Here is a 20,558-nt window from a genome sequence, read left to right as displayed (position 1 = left end):
AGCGGCCAAAGCTTCATCGGTAAAAGCGCCCCCAGCCATCGCTCAGTTTGTCTGCACGGTAATCGCGCACCACATTGTAAAGACGATTTTCCACATTCAACCGCGCCCCGCCATCGCGTGTCACCGGCTGTATCACGCGGCTCACTGTGTCACGCGAAGGCTCACCCGTGAGCCATGAGAGCGGCACGCTAAAGCGGAGCCCCTTGTCGAAAGACCCTTCGCCGAAGTCATCAAAGCTGACATCGGTCAGAGTGAAATACCCGCCGATCTTGAAGCCGTTGTTAAACTCGCGGTCCAGCCCGAAGGTCGCCCCCCAGTCCTTTGCCAGATAGCGGCCCACATCCACCTGCGTGGTGAATCCGTTGCCCAAATCATAATAGGCCGAGGCATGGCCTGTCACGACATCGTAGTCCTGAAAACCGAACAACATGTCAAAATCACGCTGCTTGGCATAGTTGACTTCAACCCCGAGCGCGAGCCGGCTGGCGACAGGGTACCACAAAAGCTCCCCCGACAGCCCGCCGTACATATTTTCCAGATACCCACCCGTGACGCGACCAAAGAGATCTTGGCCCGGGCGAAACATGTATTCTGCCGTAAGCTTATTGACTTCGAAATCGGATTCGATAGCATAAAGCACCGCATCTGAACGCACCCGCTGAATCACCGAATTGGACCGACGCGTCACCTTATCCATATTGCCGACGAGCGGATAACGGAACCGACCCGAAAAGGTCAAACCGGGGCTCGGCCGATAGTCGGCGGTGAACTGGGCGCCCACATCATACCGCAGCGGGCTGTCTGGATCAAAGAGTGACAGGGCCAAGTAGGGGCCAAGCCCATAGGTAAACGTCGGGAAAGCTTCGGGCAATTCGCCCTCACGGCTGTTCGCCTCGGCGTCTTTGATCTTTGCGCGGGCAAGCGTGCGCCAAGCCCCATCATAGTCGTTCTTGAGGTCTTCCAAATCAGCGCGCGCCACGGTGACAGTGCTGATCGCCATCCCGTTGGCTTGGAAGGTGATGTCAAAAACCTCGACCTCTGCGGGCAGCGTCACGGCCATCACCCGCGCGGCGCGGCCCGCGGCCTGTGCTTCGATATCCCACAGGTTGTTTTCCAACCGCACCTGCGCGCGGCGGCCATTCACGGTCAGCCCCTGAAGCTCCATCCCCTCCTGCGCCAGCAAGGCCTTCAACGTACGGTCTGCTTTGGCCTTCTGCACCGGCTGTCGAAGATCGTGATTTGCAAGCACCGCTTGATTGCGCGGCACCAGCGGCATCGGGGCCGCGTCGAGCCCTCCCGGCGCGCGGCGTTTTGCCGGGTTTAGAATGAGGCTATATTGCAAACCAACTTCTGAGCCACCGATCACAAAAGCGCGCAGGTTGGAGCCGCTTGGATAGCTGTAGTTAAGCCCCACATTGATCGGGCTTTTGATGTCGATCGCACCGACACTTTGTTCGCGCTCGTAAGCGTCCGAGGAATACTCCAGCTGAAAAGACAAACGATCCGTTGCCTGATATTCTACCCCGGCGAACAGGGCAGCAGGGCCGCGAAACCAAGCGCCGAAATCAAGTTGGCCTGTCGTGTTAATACCACCGGCACCGACATTCGGTCGCGTATCAAAACGGTCGGCCACCACGCCCAGAGGGTTCGAGAAAGAGCCACGCTGCGCCAAGCGCCCCCAGCCCATGCCCCCGGTTACTTTCAGTTTCGAGCCGAAGCTCTTGGTCCCGACGAAATATTCGCCTGAATGAATGCCGGTGCCGCCGAAATCTCTTAAACCGACGGCAAGGGCAGGAAAGCGCAGCGTTTCATCCGTGATCTGGTAATGAAGGTCAAAGCTCCGGTCATAGCGCGTACCGTCTTGAGGTCCGCCCGGATCAAAGTCGTCAATGATCGCATAGCGAAAAGTGCCGTAAACCCTAGGCAAAACCTGGAAAGTCGCAGTGTTGCGTGTGGTATTGCCAAAAGTGCTCGCGGTCAGCCCGACATGACCATCCGACAGAACCTCTGCCGTTGGCATATCAACAAGGCCGGGGGTGCCATATGTCGACAAAGTCTGTGCCCGAGCGACGCCATCTGCCCCCAAGGCGACCAGAGCAACAATACATAATAACTTGCTTGCACGCATTAAGACAAAAACCTGAACTCGAAGGAACCTATAGCAGCCTCATGCCACGACTTCACAACGGCTGGCAAACCACTTAATAATTAACGCTACACTGCGGTCCTGCTGCAACACTCCGAAGGACGATATCCCACACATGCTTAGCAATTGGATCAAGGGGCTATTCGCACCAAAAAGACCATTTCCGCCCCTCGCACCAGACGCACCTTTTGTTGCACTCGGCGACATACACGGTCGGGCGGATCTGCTTGCACGCGCCCTCGACAGTATCAAAGATACCCAGATTGTTTGCGTCGGTGACTACGTTGATCGCGGAGATGAAAGCGCCGAGGTATTGCGTCTGCTGCACGCCCGGCCCGATGTGGTCTGCCTTTCGGGCAACCACGAAGAGATGATGCTTAATTTTCTGGATCATCCGCAAAAACATGGACCCCGCTGGCTGCGCTATGGAGGTCTTCAGACATTGGCAAGCTTTGGCGTTGCAGGCGCGAGCGAAGCAACAACCGGGGCCGCGCTAGATGCTATCGCTGAACAGCTCCAGAATGCGATGGGTGCAGAGCTCGTCCTGTGGCTCCGCAACCGCCCAATTTTTTGGCAGTCAGGAAACGTCGCGGTTGTCCATGCGGCGGCAGACCCGGCCAGTCCAATCAATTTGCAGACCGCTGAAACCCTGCATTGGGGGCATGCCGATTTCGAAACCACCCAGCGGCAAGACGATATTTGGGTGCTCCATGGTCACACAATCGTCGATGCCCCGTTTGCCGATTGTGGACGCGTGTCTATCGACACTGGCGCCTATGCCACAGGGCGGTTAACGGCCGCGTGGGTCTCAGCGCATAACGTGACTTTCAAAACGGTCTGAATATACCCAGCCAAGTCTTCGCCTGACCTTCTACGAAATAGCCAAAGCAATCATTACGTGTAATAGTTATCCGATGTTCACCTTCGGAAAACGCCATTGGCTTTACGCATTAGCCATGTTTCTTGCCGTAAGCGCATGCAGCCATGGGTTCGCGGCCTTCTGGAACGATAAGGCCCACCGGTTACCCGTCGCGCATTCACTGACATCCACAACACAGGTACGCTTCTTTGGAGTTTCAAGTTTCCTTATCCGCAGTGGAAACTCTTCGCTCATGATCGACGGGTTTCTATCCCGCCCACCAAACGCGCTGACTAGGAAGGTCCAGCCTGAACTCTCCACGGTCACATCGCTTTTAGCTACCGCAGGTGTGCCCGTGGCGCGGTCTTGTGAAAACAGCGAGGGCAATGGAAAGAGCATAGACGCAGTCGTCGCCATGCACGGGCATTATGATCATGCACTCGACACCCCCCTAATTGCTGCCTTGACGGGTGCGACCTTCATTGCCAATCGTGAAGTCTTGTCCGCATCCTCCCGCATGGCAAGGTTGTTTCCGGACCTTTGCGCCATCACTGATTTCATAGAGATCACTGGCAGTGGACCTATTCGCATTTCACTTGGAGACATTAAGCTAACACTGTTTGAAACTCCCCATTCCACCAATCCTGCTTCAACGTTGTTGGAACGCCTGCCGGCCGACGATGCATGGGAATTTCCTACGTCAATTCGAGACTTCAAATCAGGCATCAGCCTTGCCGCTCATATAGAAACCCCTGACGGAGCGATCTTAATCCTTCCGACCGCAGGTAACATCGGCCCGCGTCTGAGGAACCTGAATCTGGAAGCCAATACAATCTTCCTTGGTGTGGGCGGGTTGGGCTGGCAATCCAGTAAAAAGATCAAACGCTACATTCTGAACAGCGTAGTCGCCAGCCGCGCGACCAAAGTAATCCCAATCCATTGGGATGCTCATGCCCCCGCCATTGATCCTTCCGCCCCGAGCCTTCCCATCCCCGCTTACGAAAACCTGAACCGGGCTTTGCAAGCATTGGCAGAGCTCTCCAAAGACAATCCCGATATTTCCATCCTATCCATACCGACATTAAATCCTTTCGATCCGTTTCTCGACCCCACCACAGCAAAACCAAATTGATGGAAAACTTATTCATGAAAAGTTATTCTTTGAAAGTTCTAGCGCTGAGCGGCGCGTTCATGTTCTCAAATGCAGCGGTAAATTCGTTTGTCTTCGCAGAAGAAGCCTGTGACACCTGTTTCACCGCACAGTTTTGGAAAACACCGGATCGCGGCGTCGATTATCCGGAAATGCAGGACGATGACTTTCGCCGTAGGCGTGCGTCGTTCGGCGTCGCGTTTCAAGGTGGCGGAAACCGCGCCGCCCCTGCAGCACTTGGCCAGCTTCGCGCATTACATGATTTGGGGTGGATAAAGCAGATACGCTATATCACTGCCATCTCTGGTGGCAGCTGGACCGCGATACCCTATACCTATCTGAAAAAGGATTGTGCGACAGACAGCGGTGCATATTGCGATGAAGATCGTTTCCTGGGGACTTATTATTCCCCCGCAGCTTTGGGGGAAATATTGCCGCAAGTCATCACCTCAGCCCGGGCCGCAGGGGCAAGCGTCAATGATATTCCGGGCTTTGCCCGCGGAAGCATGCTCGGCGCGATCGGGCGCGCAAATGTCACTAAGAAAATGTTCAACGCTTGGAAGACGGGCCGATTTGACGAATCCTATTCCGAGACTTTAGGCGAGATCTATCTCAAACCTTTCGGTCTCGGCCGCGCGAACAAATCCGACCCTGACAGTCTCTTTACGTGGCGGCTCACCGATAGAGACCGCGTCCGGAGGTCTCGGGAAAACCGTCGCCCTGCTCAGGTCCACTACGTCGAACGTGATCGACCCTATTTGATCGTTGGTGGCACCCTGTTGACCCAGAGGATCATTATCGATCCCCATAAAAAATTTCGCATGGAAATGACGCCGCTATATACGGGTATGCCGATGCGGCGTTTCCCCTATGGTGACAAGGTAAGTGTCGGTGGCGGTTTTGTGGAATCGCATGGGTATGATCAGGCCACCCACCGTGCCAAAGATTTCGCTGACAAGACCGAGCTTTCTTTAAAGCTTCCGCAATATGGTGGGCGCATAGATGAATCGCGGCTGAATTTCTCTCTTTCGAACGTGGCCGCCGTTTCCGGTGCAGCCCCTGTCGAGACCTTCGTAAACTTGCCAGTGCTGCAGGGCCTGCTGTCAAACCTCGGCTTCCCCGAACATTATTCGCCGACAGATCAAGAAGTGGGTGACAAGATCAAACTTCTCGCCAAGAAGGACAGCGTTTATCAAAAAGAATGGGCTCATGGCGACGGCGGGCATGAAGACAACCTTGGTCTTGCGCCCCTGCTCGCACGACAGGTCGAAAACATTATTGTTTTCGCAAATGCATATGCTCCGCTGGACCCAGAGCGGGTCGAGACATGTCGGAATGTCTTTACCGAATTCGACAAAGCGCCCCAGGGCGCGCGGTTGAAAGAAAGCGTCCGTAAAATCTGTGAAGAAGCCATGGTCGGCGATGACTTGCCATCATTTTTCGTCCAAACAAAAGGCCAGATTCACAATATTGGCCTTACCATGGTCAAAAACGACGACAGCGGGCTGACTGGCCTTCGGCGCAGGTATGAGGATTTGATAACTCTGGCAGAAGATCTTGTGCGCCAAAGGAACGTCAGCTGCGAAAAATACCACTATGACCCGGCCGCAAGCGTATCCCCCGGTATCGCCTATACCCCGACTATCTGTGTGGTGTTTCTGGGTCTCGAAACGGCATGGTCGAAACCACTTTTGGCCAATGCGCCTGCTGAACATCGACCGGCGATCATGAACGCCTTGGAAATGACGTCGGCCGGGGCCTCCACGGTCAACCGGCGCTGGTTGAAAGGTTTCCGGTCCGGCGGCTTCCCCCATCTCGGGACGTTCTTTGACCAGCGGATGCATATCATCGACACCGATGCCCCCCGCCTCTTCGCGCTGAGCAATCTGACAGCTTGGAAATTACAAGAAGCCGATACCGTCAAACAGATCAAAGATGCATTTGGCAAAAATGGCTTGAGGTTAAAATAGATTTTCAACAGGGCGCGATTCTGAACCAAACACGCCCCTAGCGGCCTGCTTTCCGGCAGGCAGCTGGTACGGCACGCCCGCCACAGCCTGCGCCAACACGCGCGCGCTCTCGCGCCAGCAATATCGCTGCGCCTGCTTTTGCCCTGAATGAACCATTGCGCTGCGCTTTCCGCTTTCAAGGTGCGCAAACGCCCTCATCGCCCGCGCAATATCCCCTTTATCATTCGGATCGAACCAAAGCGGCGCATCCCCCAAAACCTCTGGCATCGCCCCACTGCATGCGCAAATCACCGGCACGCCCAACTGCATCGCCTCAAGCGGCGGAATGCCGAAGCCCTCATGCAAGGCCGCGAAAACAAATGCCGACGCCCCCTCATAGAGCCCGCGCAGGTCGCCGTCCGGCACCCGACCGAGCATTTTGATCCGGCCACCTCCGGCCGTCGCTTGCGTCGCAATCCCCGGCACCTCGCCGCCGACGAGGACCAGCGGCGGCACCTTAGACCCGCACGCCGCATGGGCGGCGATCAATGCGCGCAGGTTCTTGTTGGGGCTGCGGTTGCCGACGCTCAGAAAGTACCCCCCCGGCGTCAGCCCATAGCGTGCCGGAACACCGGGCGCGGATGGCAGGCGCAACATGTGACCCGCGCTATTGGCCACGATACGAAAGCGGTCTTCGGCCAAGTGCAATTGTGCCGCCAGCGCCGTCGCCGAATGACGGCTCACGGTCAGCAAGGCCGCGGCGCGGCGCGCAAGACGGGGGCGCAGGGCGCGGTGCCATAGCCGGTAACGCGCTGAATAGGCTTGGGGAATCTCCCAAAGATTGGCGTCATGCAGGCACAGCACATGAGCGCGGTGCAGCAAAGGCCCGCTGTTGCCAAGACTGACCAGAACGCCGTCGCGGCTCGCCCGCCATAGCGCCCCCTGCTCCCACAGATGTCCGCGCCCGCCCGGCACATGCCGCAGGCCGAACCTCCGCCAACCGGGCGCTTCGACCTTTTGTGGCACCAGTACTTCTATGGGGCCAAGCCGGTCCCGCAGGGCAGGTGATTGGCATAGCTCCCTGTCCAGTGCTGTCAGTATCTCACGCGCAAACCGCTGCACGCCCGAGGTCGGCTGCGTCAGAAAACGGCCATTGACGTAAATCGTCACGCCAGCCCCATTTCATGATCGACAACCAAGGGACGGGGGCGGCGCGTCGGTAGACCGTAAAGCGAGGTCGTCCGTCGACCAAGGGCAACGCGCGCCCAAGCACTGACATCTGTAGCCAGCGCTCCCTCCCGCATACGATTTAGGCGTCGTTCGTCCTGCAGAAGTTCTGTCATCAGCCGCAGCGTCTCGCCCAGGTCGTGAGCGTCGGCGATCAACCCGTTGCGTCCATGGTCGATAATCTCATCAATCCCCGGCAGTTCCCGCACCACCATCGGGCAGCCCGCCGCCATGGACTGGACTGCCACCCGCGGCAGACCCTCCCGGGTTGAAGTCAGCACCGACAGATCAGCAAGAGCAAACAGAGCTTCCGGGTCCGGACGATGGCCGCAGAACACGACTTTATCCTGCAGACCCAGCCCCTCCACCGCGGCGCGAATGCGCGCTTCTTCCGGCCCCGCCCCCGCAAGGAGCAGTTTCAGATCCGGCAGCGTATCTGCCACCCGCGCGAAGGCACGCAGGAACGGTACATGCCGTTTGCGCCGCTCGAAAGCGGCCATCATCAGTACCACGCGGGGCCGCGCATTGCCGCGCGCCACCCCCAAGAGGCTACGCCAATCGGCAGGCAGTGCCGGGTTGCGGAAACGCGCGATGTCCATACCAGACCGCACGCAATGCACCCGCCCGCGCCGCGCGATCCCTGCGGTGACATAAGCCCGCCCCACCGCTTCGGACACCCCAATAAACACGTCTGTCTGCCGCGCCGCCAACCGTTCTGCCGCGAGGTAGAGCGCGCGTTTTGCAGGGGCAACGCCCTCGAAGGGAACGATGTGAATCCCATGGGCCACCACCGCATCCGGCACCGCCCGCGCGGCGAGGCGGCCAAGAATGCCGGCCTTGCTTTGATGGGTATGGATCACATCCGGATTTAGCTGACGGTAGATTTGGCGCAGGCGTATCAGAGCGCGCATGTCCTGCACCGGATGGATCGGATGCACCATTTCAGGCAGAAAAATCCGGGTCAGACCCCGTGGCAGGTGATCCTCCCAAAAGGGATCTGGCGCGGCCCCATGGATAAGAGACACCCTATGGCCCTGCGCAATCTGCCAGCGACAGGTCTCAAGCGTATTCTCCTCGGAACCGGCCCGCAGTAGCCGGGTAAGCAGGTGAACGATATGCATTGGCGTCCCTCGAAAATCGGCTCCCACCCTTCTCGATCACTGCCAATTTCGGGCCACAGGTCTTACCAAAGGCTTAACAAGAACGATTTTCTTAGAAACTGTCTTTAACCGGCGAGATGACGTCGACGGTTGGGTAGTAGTTCCGATAACGCCCCAGATCGCGGGTGAGCAGAGGCCACCCCCGCACCGCGGCATGGGCCCCGATGAAGAAGTCCGGCAAAACACCGCTGCGCGTACCGCCCGCCTTGCGGTACTTGCGAAAGACTTTCGCCGCGAGAAACAGCGCCGCATCGGGAATGGGATCGCGCTTTAACCCGATGCCGCTGACGAAAGCATCAAGCGCTTCCTTGCTGTCATAACGCACCGAAAGCTCGGCATAGATCACATCGTTAATCAGCAGCGGCCCAGCCAGCGAAGCCGCTTCAAGCTGCGCAATCGACCAATCCGCGAACTGCGGGTCATCTGTCACCAAATCCAGCAGTACATTGGTATCGACGAGGGTCAAGCATCAGGCTCCGTTGGCAAATCTCGGGTCAGCGCCATGATCGCGTCGGTGTCCATCCCCGTCCCCGCATGGCCGCGGTACTGCGCAAAACTGCTTTTGGCCCGCACCTCTTCCTGCGGCACAAGCTCCACCCGTCCGTCGCGCGTGCGGCGGAAACTCACTTTGCTCCCGGCATGGAGGCCCAACAGGTCGCGCACGGCCTTGGGAATGGTCACTTGGCCCTTGGATGTCACGGTGGTCGGCATCGGAATCGCCCTTGGTAAGGAATGATAAGTCAAAGGTATTACCTCTCTCTCCGGTTTTCAAGATGCCGCAGCGCAGGGTGGCGCAGGCTTTCGTTAAGCGCGCGTTAACCAAATCGCGGCAATCCTCCGAGAGGTCTTGAATCAAAACCGATGGAGCGCCCATGCGCCGGATCATATATATTCACGTCCCGAAATGCGGCGGTTCCAGCTTCGGCGCGGCGCTTCGGTTGCGGTATTTCCTGTCTCAGGCGGTGATTAGCCTTGAACCCGGCGATACCGATCAGCCTGCCGCGCCCCGAATGCTGGCGGATTACGCGCGCCGCCGGGCACAGCTGCACCGGCTGGTCGCCCGGAGCACCCGGATGATCTCTGGCCATGTGCAATATGATCCCGCGCTCCACGCCGGGGCGGCAAAAGACTATGCCTTCGTCACCCTGCTGCGCGACCCCGTTGCGCGCTTCGTGTCGCATTACAATTACCTGCAACGGTGCCACCCCAGCCCGTCGCGCCCGGCCACGCTGGCGGCCTTCCTCGACACGCCGGATGCCGTGCGACTGGCGTCGCAATACCTCTTTTACTTCGCCGATCAAAGCCCGCAGCGGGGCCAAGACCCTGCCCCGCTTATCGCCCGCGCCATCGCGGCCCTTGGTCGTTTCGACATTGTGGGAGAGCTAGATCAACCTGATGTTTTTGCACGCCAATTGCAGCACCATGTCGGCACCCCCCTGCCCCTTTGGCGGCGCAACGCGGCCCCCGTTCCCACGGAAATTCCCTCCGAACTTCGCCCCCGGATAGAGGCGCTCTGCGCACCCGACATCGCAGTTTACCACGCCCTACAAAGCACGCGGATCGCCGCATGAGATGGCTGCTCTCCCCCCTTTCGCTGCTGCTTATCTGCTGGGGGCTCTCCGGCGCTGGCGTCGCCCTCACCCTCGCCTACCTCGACCGCCTCGACCTCGTGCAAACCTTCATGCGCCGCGAGGATCTCAGCCTCTCGGCCTTCACCACCACCGGGGCGGCTTGGCTGTTCTTGGCCCTCTTGGCCTATGCCGTGGGGGATCTGGCTGCGCGTTTCTCCTACCGAAGCCCTCAGGGGAACAACGTGCAAATCAATCTGACCCGTGCGGCCTATCTGACCTTTGCTCTTAACCTTGTTTTACTTGGGGTCACCGCCCTTTGGATCGCGACCGCCGCCGCCCAAGCGGGCGGTCTGATGCACCTCGCCGCCGCCGCATATATCGACAGCCTGACCACGCGCGACCTGCTGTTGGAAAACAAACTCTTCACCGGCATGCGCCTTTTCTATGCCGCCTTGCCGGGCACCGCCTGTCTGGCCACCGCGCTTTTGTGCCTCGGCCCCCTGCCCCGCCACATCCGTGGCCTGCTCTTATCCATCCTGATCGGCAACACGCTGGCGCTTTTCATCCTGCCCATCGTCATGAGCCAGCGGTTGCTGCTCCTGCAACTGCTTCTGTCATGCTACCTCGTCGCCTGCCTGATCCGAGGGCGGCTTGTCGGATGGGGCTGGAGCCTGCTGGCCATGGCGCTATTCCTTGGCCTCTGGATGGCGCGAGAAGCGATTACCAACCCGATGTTTGATCGCTCTACCTTCGACATAGGCACGCAAAAACTGGCCTTCTATCTAATCAATGGAGCTATGCGGGAATTTGGGTGATGGCGTGATTTGAAGTGCGGCGTATCGTGGCGGGTGTCAAAGCCGGCCAGAACCTCACAAGGAGCGATACGCCATGAAGGAAGATACAACGATCCTGCCATTTCGCCAATCGGAAACGATCGTCGATCCGCTGACAGAGCTTGCTCGGCAAGGTGCTCGTCGGATGCTGGCGGAAGCGCTGAAGGCCGAGGCTGATGCCTTTGTCGCCAGTTTTGCCGATGAGCAGTTGGAAGACGGGCGTCAGCGGATTGTGCGGCATGGATTTGGCCCTGAACGGAAGATTCAGACGGGGATCGGTGCTCTGGATGTCCAGCGGCCCAAGGTGCGCGACCGGATGGCGTCCTCTGATGGGGCAGAAAAGATCCGCTTTACCTCGAACATTCTGCCGAAATGGGCGCGCCGCTCGATCAGCTTGGACGCGCTGCTGCCTGTTCTTTATCTGAAGGGCATATCGACGGGCGATTTCCAGGACGCGCTGTCGGCCATCATGGGGCCGGATGCGCCCAACCTCTCGCCAAGCGTCATCTCGCGTCTGACTGCCGGATGGCAGGTTCAATATGATGCCTGGGCACGGCGGGATCTGTCTGCCCGCCACTACGTCTACATTTGGGCGGACGGCGTTTATCTTCAGGCGCGGATGGAGGAAAATGCCGAATGCATGCTGGTGATCATCGGCGCGACACCGGAGGGCAAGAAAGAGCTGATCGGCTTTCAGGTCGGCCTGCGGGAGAGCGCGCAGAGCTGGCATGAGTTGCTGACCGACATCAAAGGCCGCGGGCTGTCCGTCGCACCGGAAATTGCGGTTGGGGATGGAGCCATGGGGTTCTGGAACGCACTGGACAAAACGTTTCCAGGCACAAAGCACCAACGGTGTTGGGTGCATAAGGTAAAGAACGTCCAGAACTGTTTTCCCAAGCAGATGGCCCCGGCGGTCAAGTCAGATCTGGACGACATCCAGCACGCCGGAACGCGCGCAGAAGCCGATGCTGCGTTGGCAGTTTTCTCCGAAAAGTATGGCGTCAAATACCCAAAAGGTGTTGCCTGCCTGACAAAGGACGAAGAGGCGATGCTTGCATTCTTCGACTTCCCAGCCGAGCATTGGGGCCATCTGCGCACCTCGAACCCGATTGAAAGCGTGTTCGCCACTGTTCGGCACCGAACGGTGAGGACCAAAGGGGCGCTGTCACAAAAGACCGCAAAACTGATGGTTTTCACCCTCATTCAGGCAGCATCGAAAAAATGGCTGCGCCTCAAGGGCAGAAATCAGTTGCCAAAGGTTATCGAAGGAATCAAATTCAACGACGGTGTCGAAGTGACCAACGACACCGAAAACCGCGCCGCCTGATGATGCGCGTCACCCAAATTCAAGCATAGCTCAATCAATGACATGTGGAACAGCTTCGCCCCCCTCGCGGTCGAGATTCCGCATACATGGGGCGGCTTGAGCCTTGAGGGCGTGATGTTTCTCACCGTCACCGACGGGTATTTCGCCCATATCCTCGCCCCCCGCCTCAATGCGTTGCAAGAGGTGTTGGGCGGCGGTGAATTTCCCCTCCTCACCGCGGCCTACGTCGATTTCGGCCCGGTGCTCGGGGCGTTTTTTCTTGCATTTGTGGGCTTCGTGATCCGGGGGCTTTTCATCAAAGCGCGGCATTCACTCGGCTTCGCCTTGGCCTATGCTCAGATCGGCGCAACACTTCTATTTTCCAGCCATTCCGTTTACCTGACGCATCAGAACCTGTTGTTTTCACTCGTTCTTATCTCATCCCTTCTAAAACTTGTCACCCAGCAACACGCCCCACGGCCCCAGCCAGGCCCGCTTTTGTTTCGCTCCCGTCGCAAGCCGCTCCCACAGTGCCCACCGCTGCCCGACAGTCTGGTCCGGCAGATAACGCTCTTCACCTCTCAACGAACCCAGCCGCACGCAAAGCGACCCCGCCATGAACGCGCCTAGGCTCCCCGGCCTCCAAGCCCTTCGCGGGCTCGCCGCGCTGATGGTCCTCATCGGCCATGTCTTGGCCGAGGCAGAGCACTATTTCGCCCTCCCCCTGCCCGGGGACGCCATGCCATGGACGAGGGGCGTCGATATTTTCTTCGTCATTTCCGGCTTTGTCATCACCCTCTCAGCGCAGCGCTATATCGGCCGCCCGCGGGCCTTTCTCTGGCGGCGTCTGCTGCGCGTTGCCCCGCTTTACTATCTTTTCACCACGCTGATGGTCATGGCGCTGCTACTGATGCCCGGTGCCGTCAAGGATACGCCGCTCGACCCTGCGCAGATCATCAGTTCTTACACGTTCATTCCCTACGCCCGCCCCGACGGACGCATCGCGCCGGTCCTGTCCCTCGGCTGGACCCTGAATTATGAAGTCTTTTTCTATGCGCTCATGGCCCTCTGCCTCGCGCTCCCCCGGCCCCTGCTGGCGGTTTCGGGCCTGTTGATCGCCCTAGCCACACTCGGGCTGACGATAGGCTTTCACCTCCCGCCACTTGCCTTCTGGACAAACCCACTGGTCCTTGAATTTCTCTTCGGCATCGCCCTCGCCCGCCTCTGGCAAAGCGGCTGGACCCGGCCCGATCCGATCCTCTGCACCGCTTTCTTGGCTCTCGGCTTCGCCCTTCTCATCACACTCGATCCGCTCCCCCTGCCCCGCTTTCTCGCCGCCGGCGTGCCCGCCGCGCTGATCGTCGCAGCAGGCACGCTTTTCTGCCCTACCCGCATGGCCCCCGGACAACTGCTCGGAGATGCCTCCTATGCCCTTTACCTCTCGCACCGCTTCGCCCTACGCGCGGCAACCGTCCTGCTCCTGCCACTCCTCCCTGCAACGCCCCTCGGCGCTTGGGTCTACGTCGGCACAACCTGCCTTCTTGCGCTCGGCCTTGGCATCCTCAGCCATCTGTTCCTAGAGCGGCCTTTTCTAAAGGTCCGCCAAACCGCCAAGGCAGCCCCCGCGTGAGCCCCCGTTTCTGGTCTTTCGCCCTGCAATGGAGCCGTGTCGGGATCCACGCGGGTCTCTTCCTGATCGCCGCGCGCTTTCTCTCCTTGGCCGAACTTGGGGCTTTCGCCACCGCCTTCGCCCCCATCCGGCTAACCCAAGGTCTGCACAAAGCCGGCATCGGGGAAAGCGTGATCATTCTCGCCCCCCGCCAACGCCGCCGGGACGCGCTATTTGCTATGTCGCTAGGCGGCGGCATCGTCCTATCGCTCGGTTTCGCCGGCCTCGGCGCCGCGCTCGATGCGCCGCTGCTCATCGCTCTCAGCGTGATCCCCCTTTTCAACGCCCTCGGCGCCGTTTCCGAAGGCATCCTGCGCCGCGACCTCCATCTCCGCGCCCTCGCGCTGCGGAGCATGTTCAGCCAATCCATCGCCGCGGCCCTAGCGGTCTGGATGCTATCGATTGGCAGCGGCCCTTGGGCCTTGGTGACCTTCGCCACAACACATGCGGCCACGAACGCGGCGCTGTCCTGCCATCTCGCCAAATGGCGCCCCAAAAGCCTCCCGAAATGGCGCTACCAGAGGCGCCTAGCCGAATTGGTCATCGAGATCGCGGCCCGAGATTTCCTGAGCGCCGCCCTGTTCCCGCTCATGCAACTCGCCACCGCGCTCGTCTTTGGCCTTCCCGCCGCCGGTGCCTTTCAAATCGCGACCCGGATACTGAGCCTGATCGAAGCCCTCACCCTTTCCCCCTTGCGCTTCCTGGCTCTCCCCCAGCTTCGTCAGCTATCGGCCCCGCAACGCGCCGCCGTCCTGCCGACACACTTGCGCCTTATCGCCACGCTCGGCCTATGGGTCTGGGGGGCCACCCTCCTCGCGGCTCCGCAGGCGCTCGCCCTGCTCATCGGCCAGGCCCCCGCAGGCCCCGCCACCCCGATCCTCATCGCCCTCGCGGGTTTCGGCCTCCTGTCCGCTCTGCTGATGCCAATTAACCAAGCCCTCATCGCCGCGGGTCACACCCGCCTGATGCTTCAACGCGCGGCGCTCTTGTTGCCCCTGTGCTGCACTTTCGCCGCCTTCGCGCTGACCCCCACGGCCCTCGCTGCCTCCATCAGCCTCGCGGCGTTCCTAACCGCCCTGTGGCATCTCACCCGTGCCCTGCCGCGTCTCGGCCTCACAGCGTCCGCCCTATCACCCCTCGCCCCGCCCCTCTGCGCTGCGGCTGCCGTGGCGGCGCTTTTCGCCCTGCTGCCCCCCCTGCCCGCCCCGGCCCAGATCGTCTTAGGAAGCGCCCTCTACGGCGCGCTTCTTCTCATCCCCAACAGGCAGACAGCCACATGAAACGCGCGGTTCTCCTGACGGGGCATTTCCCTTTTCAAAAACGCCGCCCCAGCATGCTTTGGGTCTCGCACCACCTGCGCGGGGCGGGCTGGCATATGACCCATGTGACCGTCGGCTATAGCTGGCTTTCCAAGGTTTTTGGCGATGTCCGCCTGGCCGCCCTCGACAAGCCACCGCACTATGGCACCCACCACCATGGCCCAAATCTCACGTCGATCTACAGCCTGCCGCCGGTCCATCCGGTCAAAACCAAAAGCGCGACGCTCAACCGATGGCTCGAACCAAGCTACCGGCTCTTTACCAACCACTGGCGCCGCCGCTTGCGCACACCCTTGGCCCAAGCGGACCTCGTCATATGCGAAAGCGGCCCGCCGGTCCTGCTCGGCCCTCTGCTGGCCGAACAAGCCCCGCAGGCCGCCCGCATTTACCGTGTATCAGACGACATCCGATTGCTAAACGCCCCGGATATCCTCCTTCGGGCCGAGCGGGATCACCGTCCCTTCACCCGCATTAGCACCGCCAGCCCCCATATCGCCGCCCGTTTCGCGGATCACCCCAATGTCACCCTTGATCCCATCGGTATCCCCCATGCAAACCTAAAGGTCAGCACTGCTGACCCTTACCCTCGGCCGCGCCCCGGCCCCATCGCTGTCTGCGCAGGCACTACCCTGCTCGATACCGCCGCCCTCACCCGACTTGCGGACGCCCGGCCCCGGTGGCAGATCCACGTCCTCGGCCGCCTGCGGGAAACACCGCCTGCCCGGCCCAACATCACATGGCACGGCGAGCAGGACTTCGAAACCACCCGCGCGCATATCGCCCACGCCGATATCGGCCTCGCCCCCTATCGCAACGAGCCGGGCGTCGCCTATCAAACGACCAACTCCAACCGCATCCTGCTCTACCGCTATCACGGGCTGCCAACCCTCGGGCCAGACCGGCTCTGCCACCCGAGCGTCCCCTCGATCGTCGGCTACAACAGCCCACAAGCGCTGGACCGCTGCGAAACCTGGAAACGCGCCCCCGAGGCGGTGCCGGATTGGAAGGAATTGGCCAACCGCCTGTCTCAAAACAGCATTACAGAGCCGCCCGAAGTCACATCCACGCCCCCCGCCAGCGCCGAAAACCCCCGCGTGAAAACCGTGCCCGCATTGGCCTGCAAGGCGTAGTTCTCCGCCTGCCCCGCCGCGTCGCCCGCGCAATCTTGCAACCACATCAGCGCATCGTTCGAGCATTTGAACGCGACCGATGTGCCGTCCACATCCCGTGCCACGGCGCGACAGCCCGCCGCCCAAGTCTCGGTCGATTGGATCACATGCACCTCGGTCCCATTGCGCGACAGCCCAAAGTTGCCGCCCAACAGGATCGCCCGCACCCCGTCATGGCTGGTAAACCCATTGCAGGACGTCGCCGTGCTGAACCCATTGCGCCAGCCGGAACAGTCCTGCAACAACACATGCATCCCCGCCGTGCCGTCCTCATGGAAAGACCAGCCGTCCTTCGCCCCGCCCGAAGCATCACAATCGAAAAAGGCCACCAAACCATCCGTCCGCCGCACCCGTGCGGCATCCTGCAAGGCCGTCGGGCTCGATGGCGCGGAATAGCGGAACGAACAGTTCACCCCAACGATGTTGCGCGCCGCCACCGCATCGAAATGCAGCGCCCCGCTGATTCCACCCTCACAATACACATTTTCAAGGTAGAAATCCTTGTCATGCGTCATGAACCGCGCCCCGTGAAAGGACCGGATCACCGCAATATCTCCCGCCCCCGGCGCGCCGCCGACATTCACATGCAGCAATGTCCCGTCATGCACCCATGTATTCTGCGCCGCCGCGCAGCTGGCCACATCCGCAGCTTCGCTCAACTCGGTATAATGCCCTTCGGCGGTCAGCAGATCGCAGCGAAACACCCGGCGTACCGAGCTTTCAGTCGCCGTATATGTCCCGCCCGCATCGTTCCAAACCACATTGAACGGCCCAGCACGATAGCGCAGTGGGCCGCCCCAGCCGATCACGGCAACGGGCTGGTTCGGTTCATCATTGCCGTTGCGAGTGAATGCCGCCTCCGCATAGTCGCCCGCCTTAACCAGAACCCGATAGGCCGCGCCCGTCGCGTTGCCTGCCGTGAAAGCCGCATGAATCGTCCGCTTGGCACTGGCGAAATCACCGTCCTGCGCGCCCACGCCACTGTTGCCATCATCGCCGGCGGCGCCATCCACATGCAGCGCCGCGCCGGTCCAAATCCCGGGATCGACCAGATCACGGGGCTCTACCGCCGCACGATAGGCACCGCCGATCTGTTCAATGTCGAAATCAAAGCGCACACGGTCCCAACTAAACCCCGCCGGAAAATCGATAGGTACCCGGTTACGGTACGGCGCAAATGGGCTCAATCCGACCCCCAGCATCAAATCAACCCCTTGATGCCCGACGCCGTCGTCCCCGTCGCCAGCACCCGCGTGATACGGACAGGATAGATCACGCCGGGCGACAAAGCGGGCAGGGTGATCGCATCCCCGCTCTTCAGAACCACCGCCACATCCCCGACCGAGCCGACCATGACGCCGCGGGTCATCTGCGGAAGGTCGGTCGCGTCATCGGGCGTCACGTCAAACCCACCGCAGATGGGCCCGGTCAATCCGTTGTGGTGATCGTCGAAGATATCGAGAATGGGCATCGCGGCCTCCTTTGAAAAACTGAGGAATTCAGCATCGAAGGCGCGGATTAACCATCTGCTAAAGCAGCGTACGCTAGGGGGTTGGGGCAGGGGGTTTCGCGTGCGAAACCTATGAGGCTCGCCGGGAAACGGGGAGGTTTCGCACGCGAAACCTCCCCTATTATATCAGATTTCTTCGAGAAGGTATTTAATCCGGTCCATCACCAGCTCGATCATCTCTTCGTTCACATGGTCGCCCCGGATCCGAATGGCATAGCCATCCTCGGTCCGGACCCGCTCCATCGTGACATCATTGGCCAAGCTCACCGGCTTAGACCGTTCCACGACCTTCCGCGGCCGTCCGCCTCGTTTGGGGTCAGCGGCCACGCCTTCGACGGCCTCAATTAACGGCTCCAAGACCGCCCATTCATCTTCTGCCGTCGCGACAGCATGGGTTTCCAAGGCACTACGCATCGCCTCACCTTGCCCCGCGCGCACCCCGGTCGCGATGCGCAGACACTGACGCTCACTCAGTTCAGGGCCAAAACGCAGCATGTCGCCGAGCTCTTCGTGCACCAAGGCAAAGGAACGAATCTTTGACCGCTTCGCCTTGCTGGCCGATGAAAACAGCGTTGCCACAGCCTCATCCACAGTTGCGAAAACCCCGTCATGCACCGTGATCGCTGCTGCACGGCCACGCTCATACTGACTAAGTCCGGTCCTGACCTCATTCTCTTCGATCATCGCCACGATCGCATCGGCCAGCGTATCCGGTTTGCGCACAAAGGCCGGGATAGTCTGATGCCGCTCCCCCCCCGAAAGCGCGTTCAATTCGCGCATGGCAGCCAAGCGCCGGAAGCCGGAAATCAGGGCGTATTTGCCAGCGGCCTCGGGATTGGACGGCTCAAAAACCTCAATCGGAAGCCGAAGCCCGTGGTCTGCAATCGACCGCCGCAGCTCGGCCAGATCCTCTTCGTCCATCTTCAAACGGTCACGGCTCAGCGCGTCTGCGGTGATCTCATGCAACGGCACTTCCGTCAGGACGAGACCCTTTTCCCGCGCCAAGCGCAGCGCCTTTGCATCCGCCTTGTCCCGCGCATTTTCTTCGCGCAGATGCTGGGGCAGGGGGTCTTTATGCCGGGCCGCATCGGCGGCCACATCGGCGATCGGCGCTCGCGTCCCAACCCGAGAGGTTTCGCGCGCGAAACCTTCCTCGATTTCCTTAAGCGCCTCTGCCGAGGGGACTTCAAGCTGTCTGCGTTTCGCCATTCTCGGCCTCCTTCCGTTCTTGATCATCGCGCCACCAAGCGCCCAGCAAAATCTCTTTGAACTCGGCATAGGTCCGGTCAAACGTCTCCCGACCGCGCGTGTAAGTCTCGCGGTTGAAATCCCGGTAATCCGCCTCGTAAATTCCGTTCACACTCTCTCCGGCCTGTCCGACCATCGCGGTAAACTCCTGCCGGTAGGTGTTGGTCATATCGCCGAAATAGGCCTGAATCACATTGGCCAGATCGGTCTGCTGGCTGGCATCAAACCGCGTGATGATCGCCCGCACCACATCCCATTCAAACTTCATCTCCGGCAGCCCTTCGCGCCGCCGCGCCGCATTCTCACCCTCTTCGATCGAAGCGAAGGTGGAGTACAGCATGTCAAAGAATCGCCCCGTGGAATCGAACTCCAAGAAGGACGCGCCCAAGGGCACCATGATGATATCAGCCGCCGCCAACGCATTGATCGTCAGATAGCCAAGGGCAGGGGGCGTATCGAGCAAAATAATATCATATTCATCCAACGCCCCCCCCGCATCCAAAGCCGAGGATAGCGCATCCCACAGTGCCCAATGCCGCAAGGCCATCCGCCAAACGGGAATCTGGAACTCAGCCCAGTACAGATTGAGCTGCGCCCCAATCAGATCGATGTTGGGCCAATGGGTCTTTTGAACGACATCCTTAAGCGAAATCGTCAGCGCCTCGGTCAAGGTTTCATCCATGGGAATCTCAGGCTCCGCCGCCGCAGCGCGAACGCGGTTTTCGGCCTGAACTTGCATGGCGTAATCGCGCGCGAGCAGGGGGAAAATCGTCTGCCACTCGTCCTGAACCTGCCCGCCCATGATGGATGTCATCGAACCTTGGGAATCGAGGTCGACCACAAGTACTTTGTAGCCGTCCAAAGCCGCCGACATCGCCAGATGCGCCGCTGTTGAGGTCTTGCCCACGCCGCCCTTGAAGTTAGCGACCGCGACCACCTTCGCAGGCAGTCCTTTCGGGCGGTAGGGGCGGTATTCCTTGCTGCTGACCCCCTCTTCCGCGAAGTGGTTCCGAAGGGTTAAAATTTCTTCGAGGCTGAACCGTTTTGCATTCCCCGCACCCTCCCCTTGGGGAAGCTCTGGATGTTTGTTTAGCACTCTACGCAAATGGGCTGGGGCCACAGGGATGAGGTAACGGCAAATTTCCCAAGTGGAAAATTTTCGGAGCTTTTTTTGCCCATCTGGGGCATAACCTCTTTTGGCAAGGTCCGCCCTGCCACGGCCTGCGAAAGCGGCGGCTTTCGCGAATCGGGCGGTGTCTACAGGGGCGCTCAGCTTCCCGGCTGCTGCCTGTGGGTCGAGGTTGAAATAGGGCGGAAGGGAGCTGCCCACCTTTTTGTCCATGTCGCGATACCTTGATCAGATCGTCAATATTCGATGCTATCCCCCTAATAGTCGCACATCCGCACAAGTAAGTGAATTGATATAAAGCTCAGCACACTTT

19 protein-coding genes are annotated in these 20,558 nt (G+C 60.0%); 10 read left to right on the top strand and 9 right to left on the bottom strand.

Annotated features, from left to right (window positions below):
* Positions 1-13: 13 nt before the first annotated feature.
* Entirely contained in the window at positions 14-2,128 is a 2,115-nt protein-coding gene (locus B5M07_RS19010) for a YjbH domain-containing protein (RefSeq protein ID WP_120352642.1), read from the bottom strand.
* 133 nt (positions 2,129-2,261) lie between these two features.
* On the opposite strand from B5M07_RS19010, the gene B5M07_RS19005 reads away from it, so the two are divergent.
* The 3 genes from B5M07_RS19005 to B5M07_RS18995 all read left to right on the top strand — a co-directional run bounded on the left by B5M07_RS19005 (position 2,262) and on the right by B5M07_RS18995 (position 6,125).
* Entirely contained in the window at positions 2,262-2,987 is a 726-nt protein-coding gene (locus B5M07_RS19005; protein WP_120352641.1) for a metallophosphoesterase, read from the top strand.
* Between the two features lie 73 nt (positions 2,988-3,060).
* Positions 3,061-4,137: an MBL fold metallo-hydrolase gene (locus tag B5M07_RS19000; RefSeq protein WP_120352640.1), complete on the top strand. Its 1,077-nt coding sequence runs from the start codon at positions 3,061-3,063 to the stop codon at positions 4,135-4,137.
* A gap of 14 nt (positions 4,138-4,151) precedes the next feature.
* Positions 4,152-6,125 (top strand): hypothetical protein, encoded by a 1,974-nt coding sequence (locus tag B5M07_RS18995; RefSeq protein WP_162931929.1) that lies wholly within the window; start codon positions 4,152-4,154, stop codon positions 6,123-6,125.
* On the opposite strand, the gene B5M07_RS18990 is transcribed toward B5M07_RS18995, so the two are convergent.
* From B5M07_RS18990 to B5M07_RS18975, 4 genes are all read right to left on the bottom strand, one after another.
* The gene (locus B5M07_RS18990; protein WP_120352638.1) at positions 6,117-7,274 is read right to left on the bottom strand and encodes a glycosyltransferase family 4 protein; all 1,158 of its coding nucleotides are present in this window, start codon (positions 7,272-7,274) and stop codon (positions 6,117-6,119) included. The genes B5M07_RS18995 and B5M07_RS18990 overlap by 9 nt on opposite strands.
* Positions 7,271-8,452, bottom strand: a complete 1,182-nt coding sequence (locus tag B5M07_RS18985; RefSeq protein WP_120352637.1) for a glycosyltransferase — start codon at positions 8,450-8,452, stop codon at positions 7,271-7,273. Before B5M07_RS18985 ends, B5M07_RS18990 begins: the two co-directional genes overlap by 4 nt.
* Positions 8,453-8,543: 91 nt before the next feature.
* Complete coding sequence (locus B5M07_RS18980) at positions 8,544-8,957, bottom strand: type II toxin-antitoxin system VapC family toxin (protein WP_120352636.1); 414 nt, start codon at positions 8,955-8,957, stop codon at positions 8,544-8,546.
* A complete protein-coding gene (locus B5M07_RS18975; RefSeq protein ID WP_120352635.1) occupies positions 8,954-9,202 on the bottom strand; it encodes an AbrB/MazE/SpoVT family DNA-binding domain-containing protein in 249 nt (82 codons plus the stop codon). Before B5M07_RS18975 ends, B5M07_RS18980 begins: the two co-directional genes overlap by 4 nt.
* A gap of 161 nt (positions 9,203-9,363) precedes the next feature.
* Here B5M07_RS18975 and B5M07_RS18970 point away from each other — a divergent pair, with 161 nt between their 5' ends.
* The 7 genes from B5M07_RS18970 to B5M07_RS19540 all read left to right on the top strand — a co-directional run bounded on the left by B5M07_RS18970 (position 9,364) and on the right by B5M07_RS19540 (position 16,319).
* A complete protein-coding gene (locus B5M07_RS18970) occupies positions 9,364-10,062 on the top strand; it encodes a sulfotransferase family 2 domain-containing protein (protein WP_120352634.1) in 699 nt (232 codons plus the stop codon).
* Positions 10,059-10,877: a hypothetical protein gene (locus B5M07_RS18965; RefSeq protein WP_120352633.1), complete on the top strand. Its 819-nt coding sequence runs from the start codon at positions 10,059-10,061 to the stop codon at positions 10,875-10,877. The genes B5M07_RS18970 and B5M07_RS18965 overlap by 4 nt, the downstream gene beginning before the upstream one ends.
* Before the next feature lie 73 nt (positions 10,878-10,950).
* Positions 10,951-12,222, top strand: a complete 1,272-nt coding sequence (locus B5M07_RS18960; protein WP_120350436.1) for an IS256 family transposase — start codon at positions 10,951-10,953, stop codon at positions 12,220-12,222.
* 114 nt (positions 12,223-12,336) lie between these two features.
* Positions 12,337-12,831: a hypothetical protein gene (locus tag B5M07_RS18955; RefSeq protein ID WP_162931928.1), complete on the top strand. Its 495-nt coding sequence runs from the start codon at positions 12,337-12,339 to the stop codon at positions 12,829-12,831.
* Positions 12,818-13,831: an acyltransferase family protein gene (locus B5M07_RS18950; protein WP_120352631.1), complete on the top strand. Its 1,014-nt coding sequence runs from the start codon at positions 12,818-12,820 to the stop codon at positions 13,829-13,831. Before B5M07_RS18955 ends, B5M07_RS18950 begins: the two co-directional genes overlap by 14 nt.
* Entirely contained in the window at positions 13,828-15,150 is a 1,323-nt protein-coding gene (locus B5M07_RS18945) for an oligosaccharide flippase family protein (protein WP_162931927.1), read from the top strand. Before B5M07_RS18950 ends, B5M07_RS18945 begins: the two co-directional genes overlap by 4 nt.
* Complete coding sequence (locus tag B5M07_RS19540) at positions 15,147-16,319, top strand: glycosyltransferase family 4 protein (RefSeq protein ID WP_162931926.1); 1,173 nt, start codon at positions 15,147-15,149, stop codon at positions 16,317-16,319. Before B5M07_RS18945 ends, B5M07_RS19540 begins: the two co-directional genes overlap by 4 nt.
* Here the strand turns inward: B5M07_RS19540 and B5M07_RS18930 are convergent.
* The 4 genes from B5M07_RS18930 to B5M07_RS18915 form a co-directional block, all read right to left on the bottom strand.
* Positions 16,217-17,476 carry a hypothetical protein gene (locus tag B5M07_RS18930; protein ID WP_162931925.1) on the bottom strand — a complete coding sequence of 420 codons (1,260 nt, stop codon included), beginning with the start codon at positions 17,474-17,476 and terminating at the stop codon, positions 16,217-16,219. The two genes, B5M07_RS19540 and B5M07_RS18930, sit on opposite strands and share 103 nt — an antisense overlap.
* 83 nt (positions 17,477-17,559) lie before the next feature.
* The gene (locus tag B5M07_RS18925; RefSeq protein ID WP_120352626.1) at positions 17,560-17,829 is read right to left on the bottom strand and encodes a spike base protein, RCAP_Rcc01079 family; all 270 of its coding nucleotides are present in this window, start codon (positions 17,827-17,829) and stop codon (positions 17,560-17,562) included.
* 165 nt (positions 17,830-17,994) lie between these two features.
* A complete protein-coding gene (locus B5M07_RS18920; protein ID WP_120352625.1) occupies positions 17,995-19,077 on the bottom strand; it encodes a ParB/RepB/Spo0J family partition protein in 1,083 nt (360 codons plus the stop codon).
* Positions 19,055-20,458, bottom strand: a complete 1,404-nt coding sequence (locus B5M07_RS18915; RefSeq protein ID WP_120352624.1) for an AAA family ATPase — start codon at positions 20,456-20,458, stop codon at positions 19,055-19,057. Before B5M07_RS18915 ends, B5M07_RS18920 begins: the two co-directional genes overlap by 23 nt.
* Positions 20,459-20,558: the final 100 nt, after the last annotated feature.

The organism is Sulfitobacter sp. D7 (assembly GCF_003611275.1).
GTDB classification, from domain to species: domain Bacteria; phylum Pseudomonadota; class Alphaproteobacteria; order Rhodobacterales; family Rhodobacteraceae; genus Sulfitobacter; species Sulfitobacter profundi.
Note: the sequence above shows the minus strand (reverse complement) of the source record. Positions and strands in the feature narration are given on the sequence as shown.

Excerpts from the sequence above, each read along its gene's own strand:
- B5M07_RS18965 (WP_120352633.1), top strand. The coding sequence starts at position 10,059 with ATGAGATGGCTGCTCTCCCCCCTTTCGCTGCTGCTTATCTGCTGGGGG.
- B5M07_RS18950 (WP_120352631.1), top strand. The coding sequence starts at position 12,818 with ATGAACGCGCCTAGGCTCCCCGGCCTCCAAGCCCTTCGCGGGCTCGCC.
- B5M07_RS18975 (WP_120352635.1), bottom strand. The coding sequence starts at position 9,202 with ATGCCGACCACCGTGACATCCAAGGGCCAAGTGACCATTCCCAAGGCC.
- B5M07_RS19010 (WP_120352642.1), bottom strand. The coding sequence starts at position 2,128 with ATGCGTGCAAGCAAGTTATTATGTATTGTTGCTCTGGTCGCCTTGGGG.
- B5M07_RS18915 (WP_120352624.1), bottom strand. The coding sequence starts at position 20,458 with ATGGACAAAAAGGTGGGCAGCTCCCTTCCGCCCTATTTCAACCTCGAC.
- B5M07_RS18995 (WP_162931929.1), top strand. The coding sequence starts at position 4,152 with ATGAAAAGTTATTCTTTGAAAGTTCTAGCGCTGAGCGGCGCGTTCATG.
- B5M07_RS19540 (WP_162931926.1), top strand. The coding sequence starts at position 15,147 with ATGAAACGCGCGGTTCTCCTGACGGGGCATTTCCCTTTTCAAAAACGC.
- B5M07_RS18920 (WP_120352625.1), bottom strand. The coding sequence starts at position 19,077 with ATGGCGAAACGCAGACAGCTTGAAGTCCCCTCGGCAGAGGCGCTTAAG.
- B5M07_RS19005 (WP_120352641.1), top strand. The coding sequence starts at position 2,262 with ATGCTTAGCAATTGGATCAAGGGGCTATTCGCACCAAAAAGACCATTT.
- B5M07_RS18970 (WP_120352634.1), top strand. The coding sequence starts at position 9,364 with ATGCGCCGGATCATATATATTCACGTCCCGAAATGCGGCGGTTCCAGC.
- B5M07_RS18925 (WP_120352626.1), bottom strand. The coding sequence starts at position 17,829 with ATGCCCATTCTCGATATCTTCGACGATCACCACAACGGATTGACCGGG.
- B5M07_RS19000 (WP_120352640.1), top strand. The coding sequence starts at position 3,061 with ATGTTCACCTTCGGAAAACGCCATTGGCTTTACGCATTAGCCATGTTT.
- B5M07_RS18960 (WP_120350436.1), top strand. The coding sequence starts at position 10,951 with ATGAAGGAAGATACAACGATCCTGCCATTTCGCCAATCGGAAACGATC.
- B5M07_RS18985 (WP_120352637.1), bottom strand. The coding sequence starts at position 8,452 with ATGCATATCGTTCACCTGCTTACCCGGCTACTGCGGGCCGGTTCCGAG.
- B5M07_RS18955 (WP_162931928.1), top strand. The coding sequence starts at position 12,337 with ATGTTTCTCACCGTCACCGACGGGTATTTCGCCCATATCCTCGCCCCC.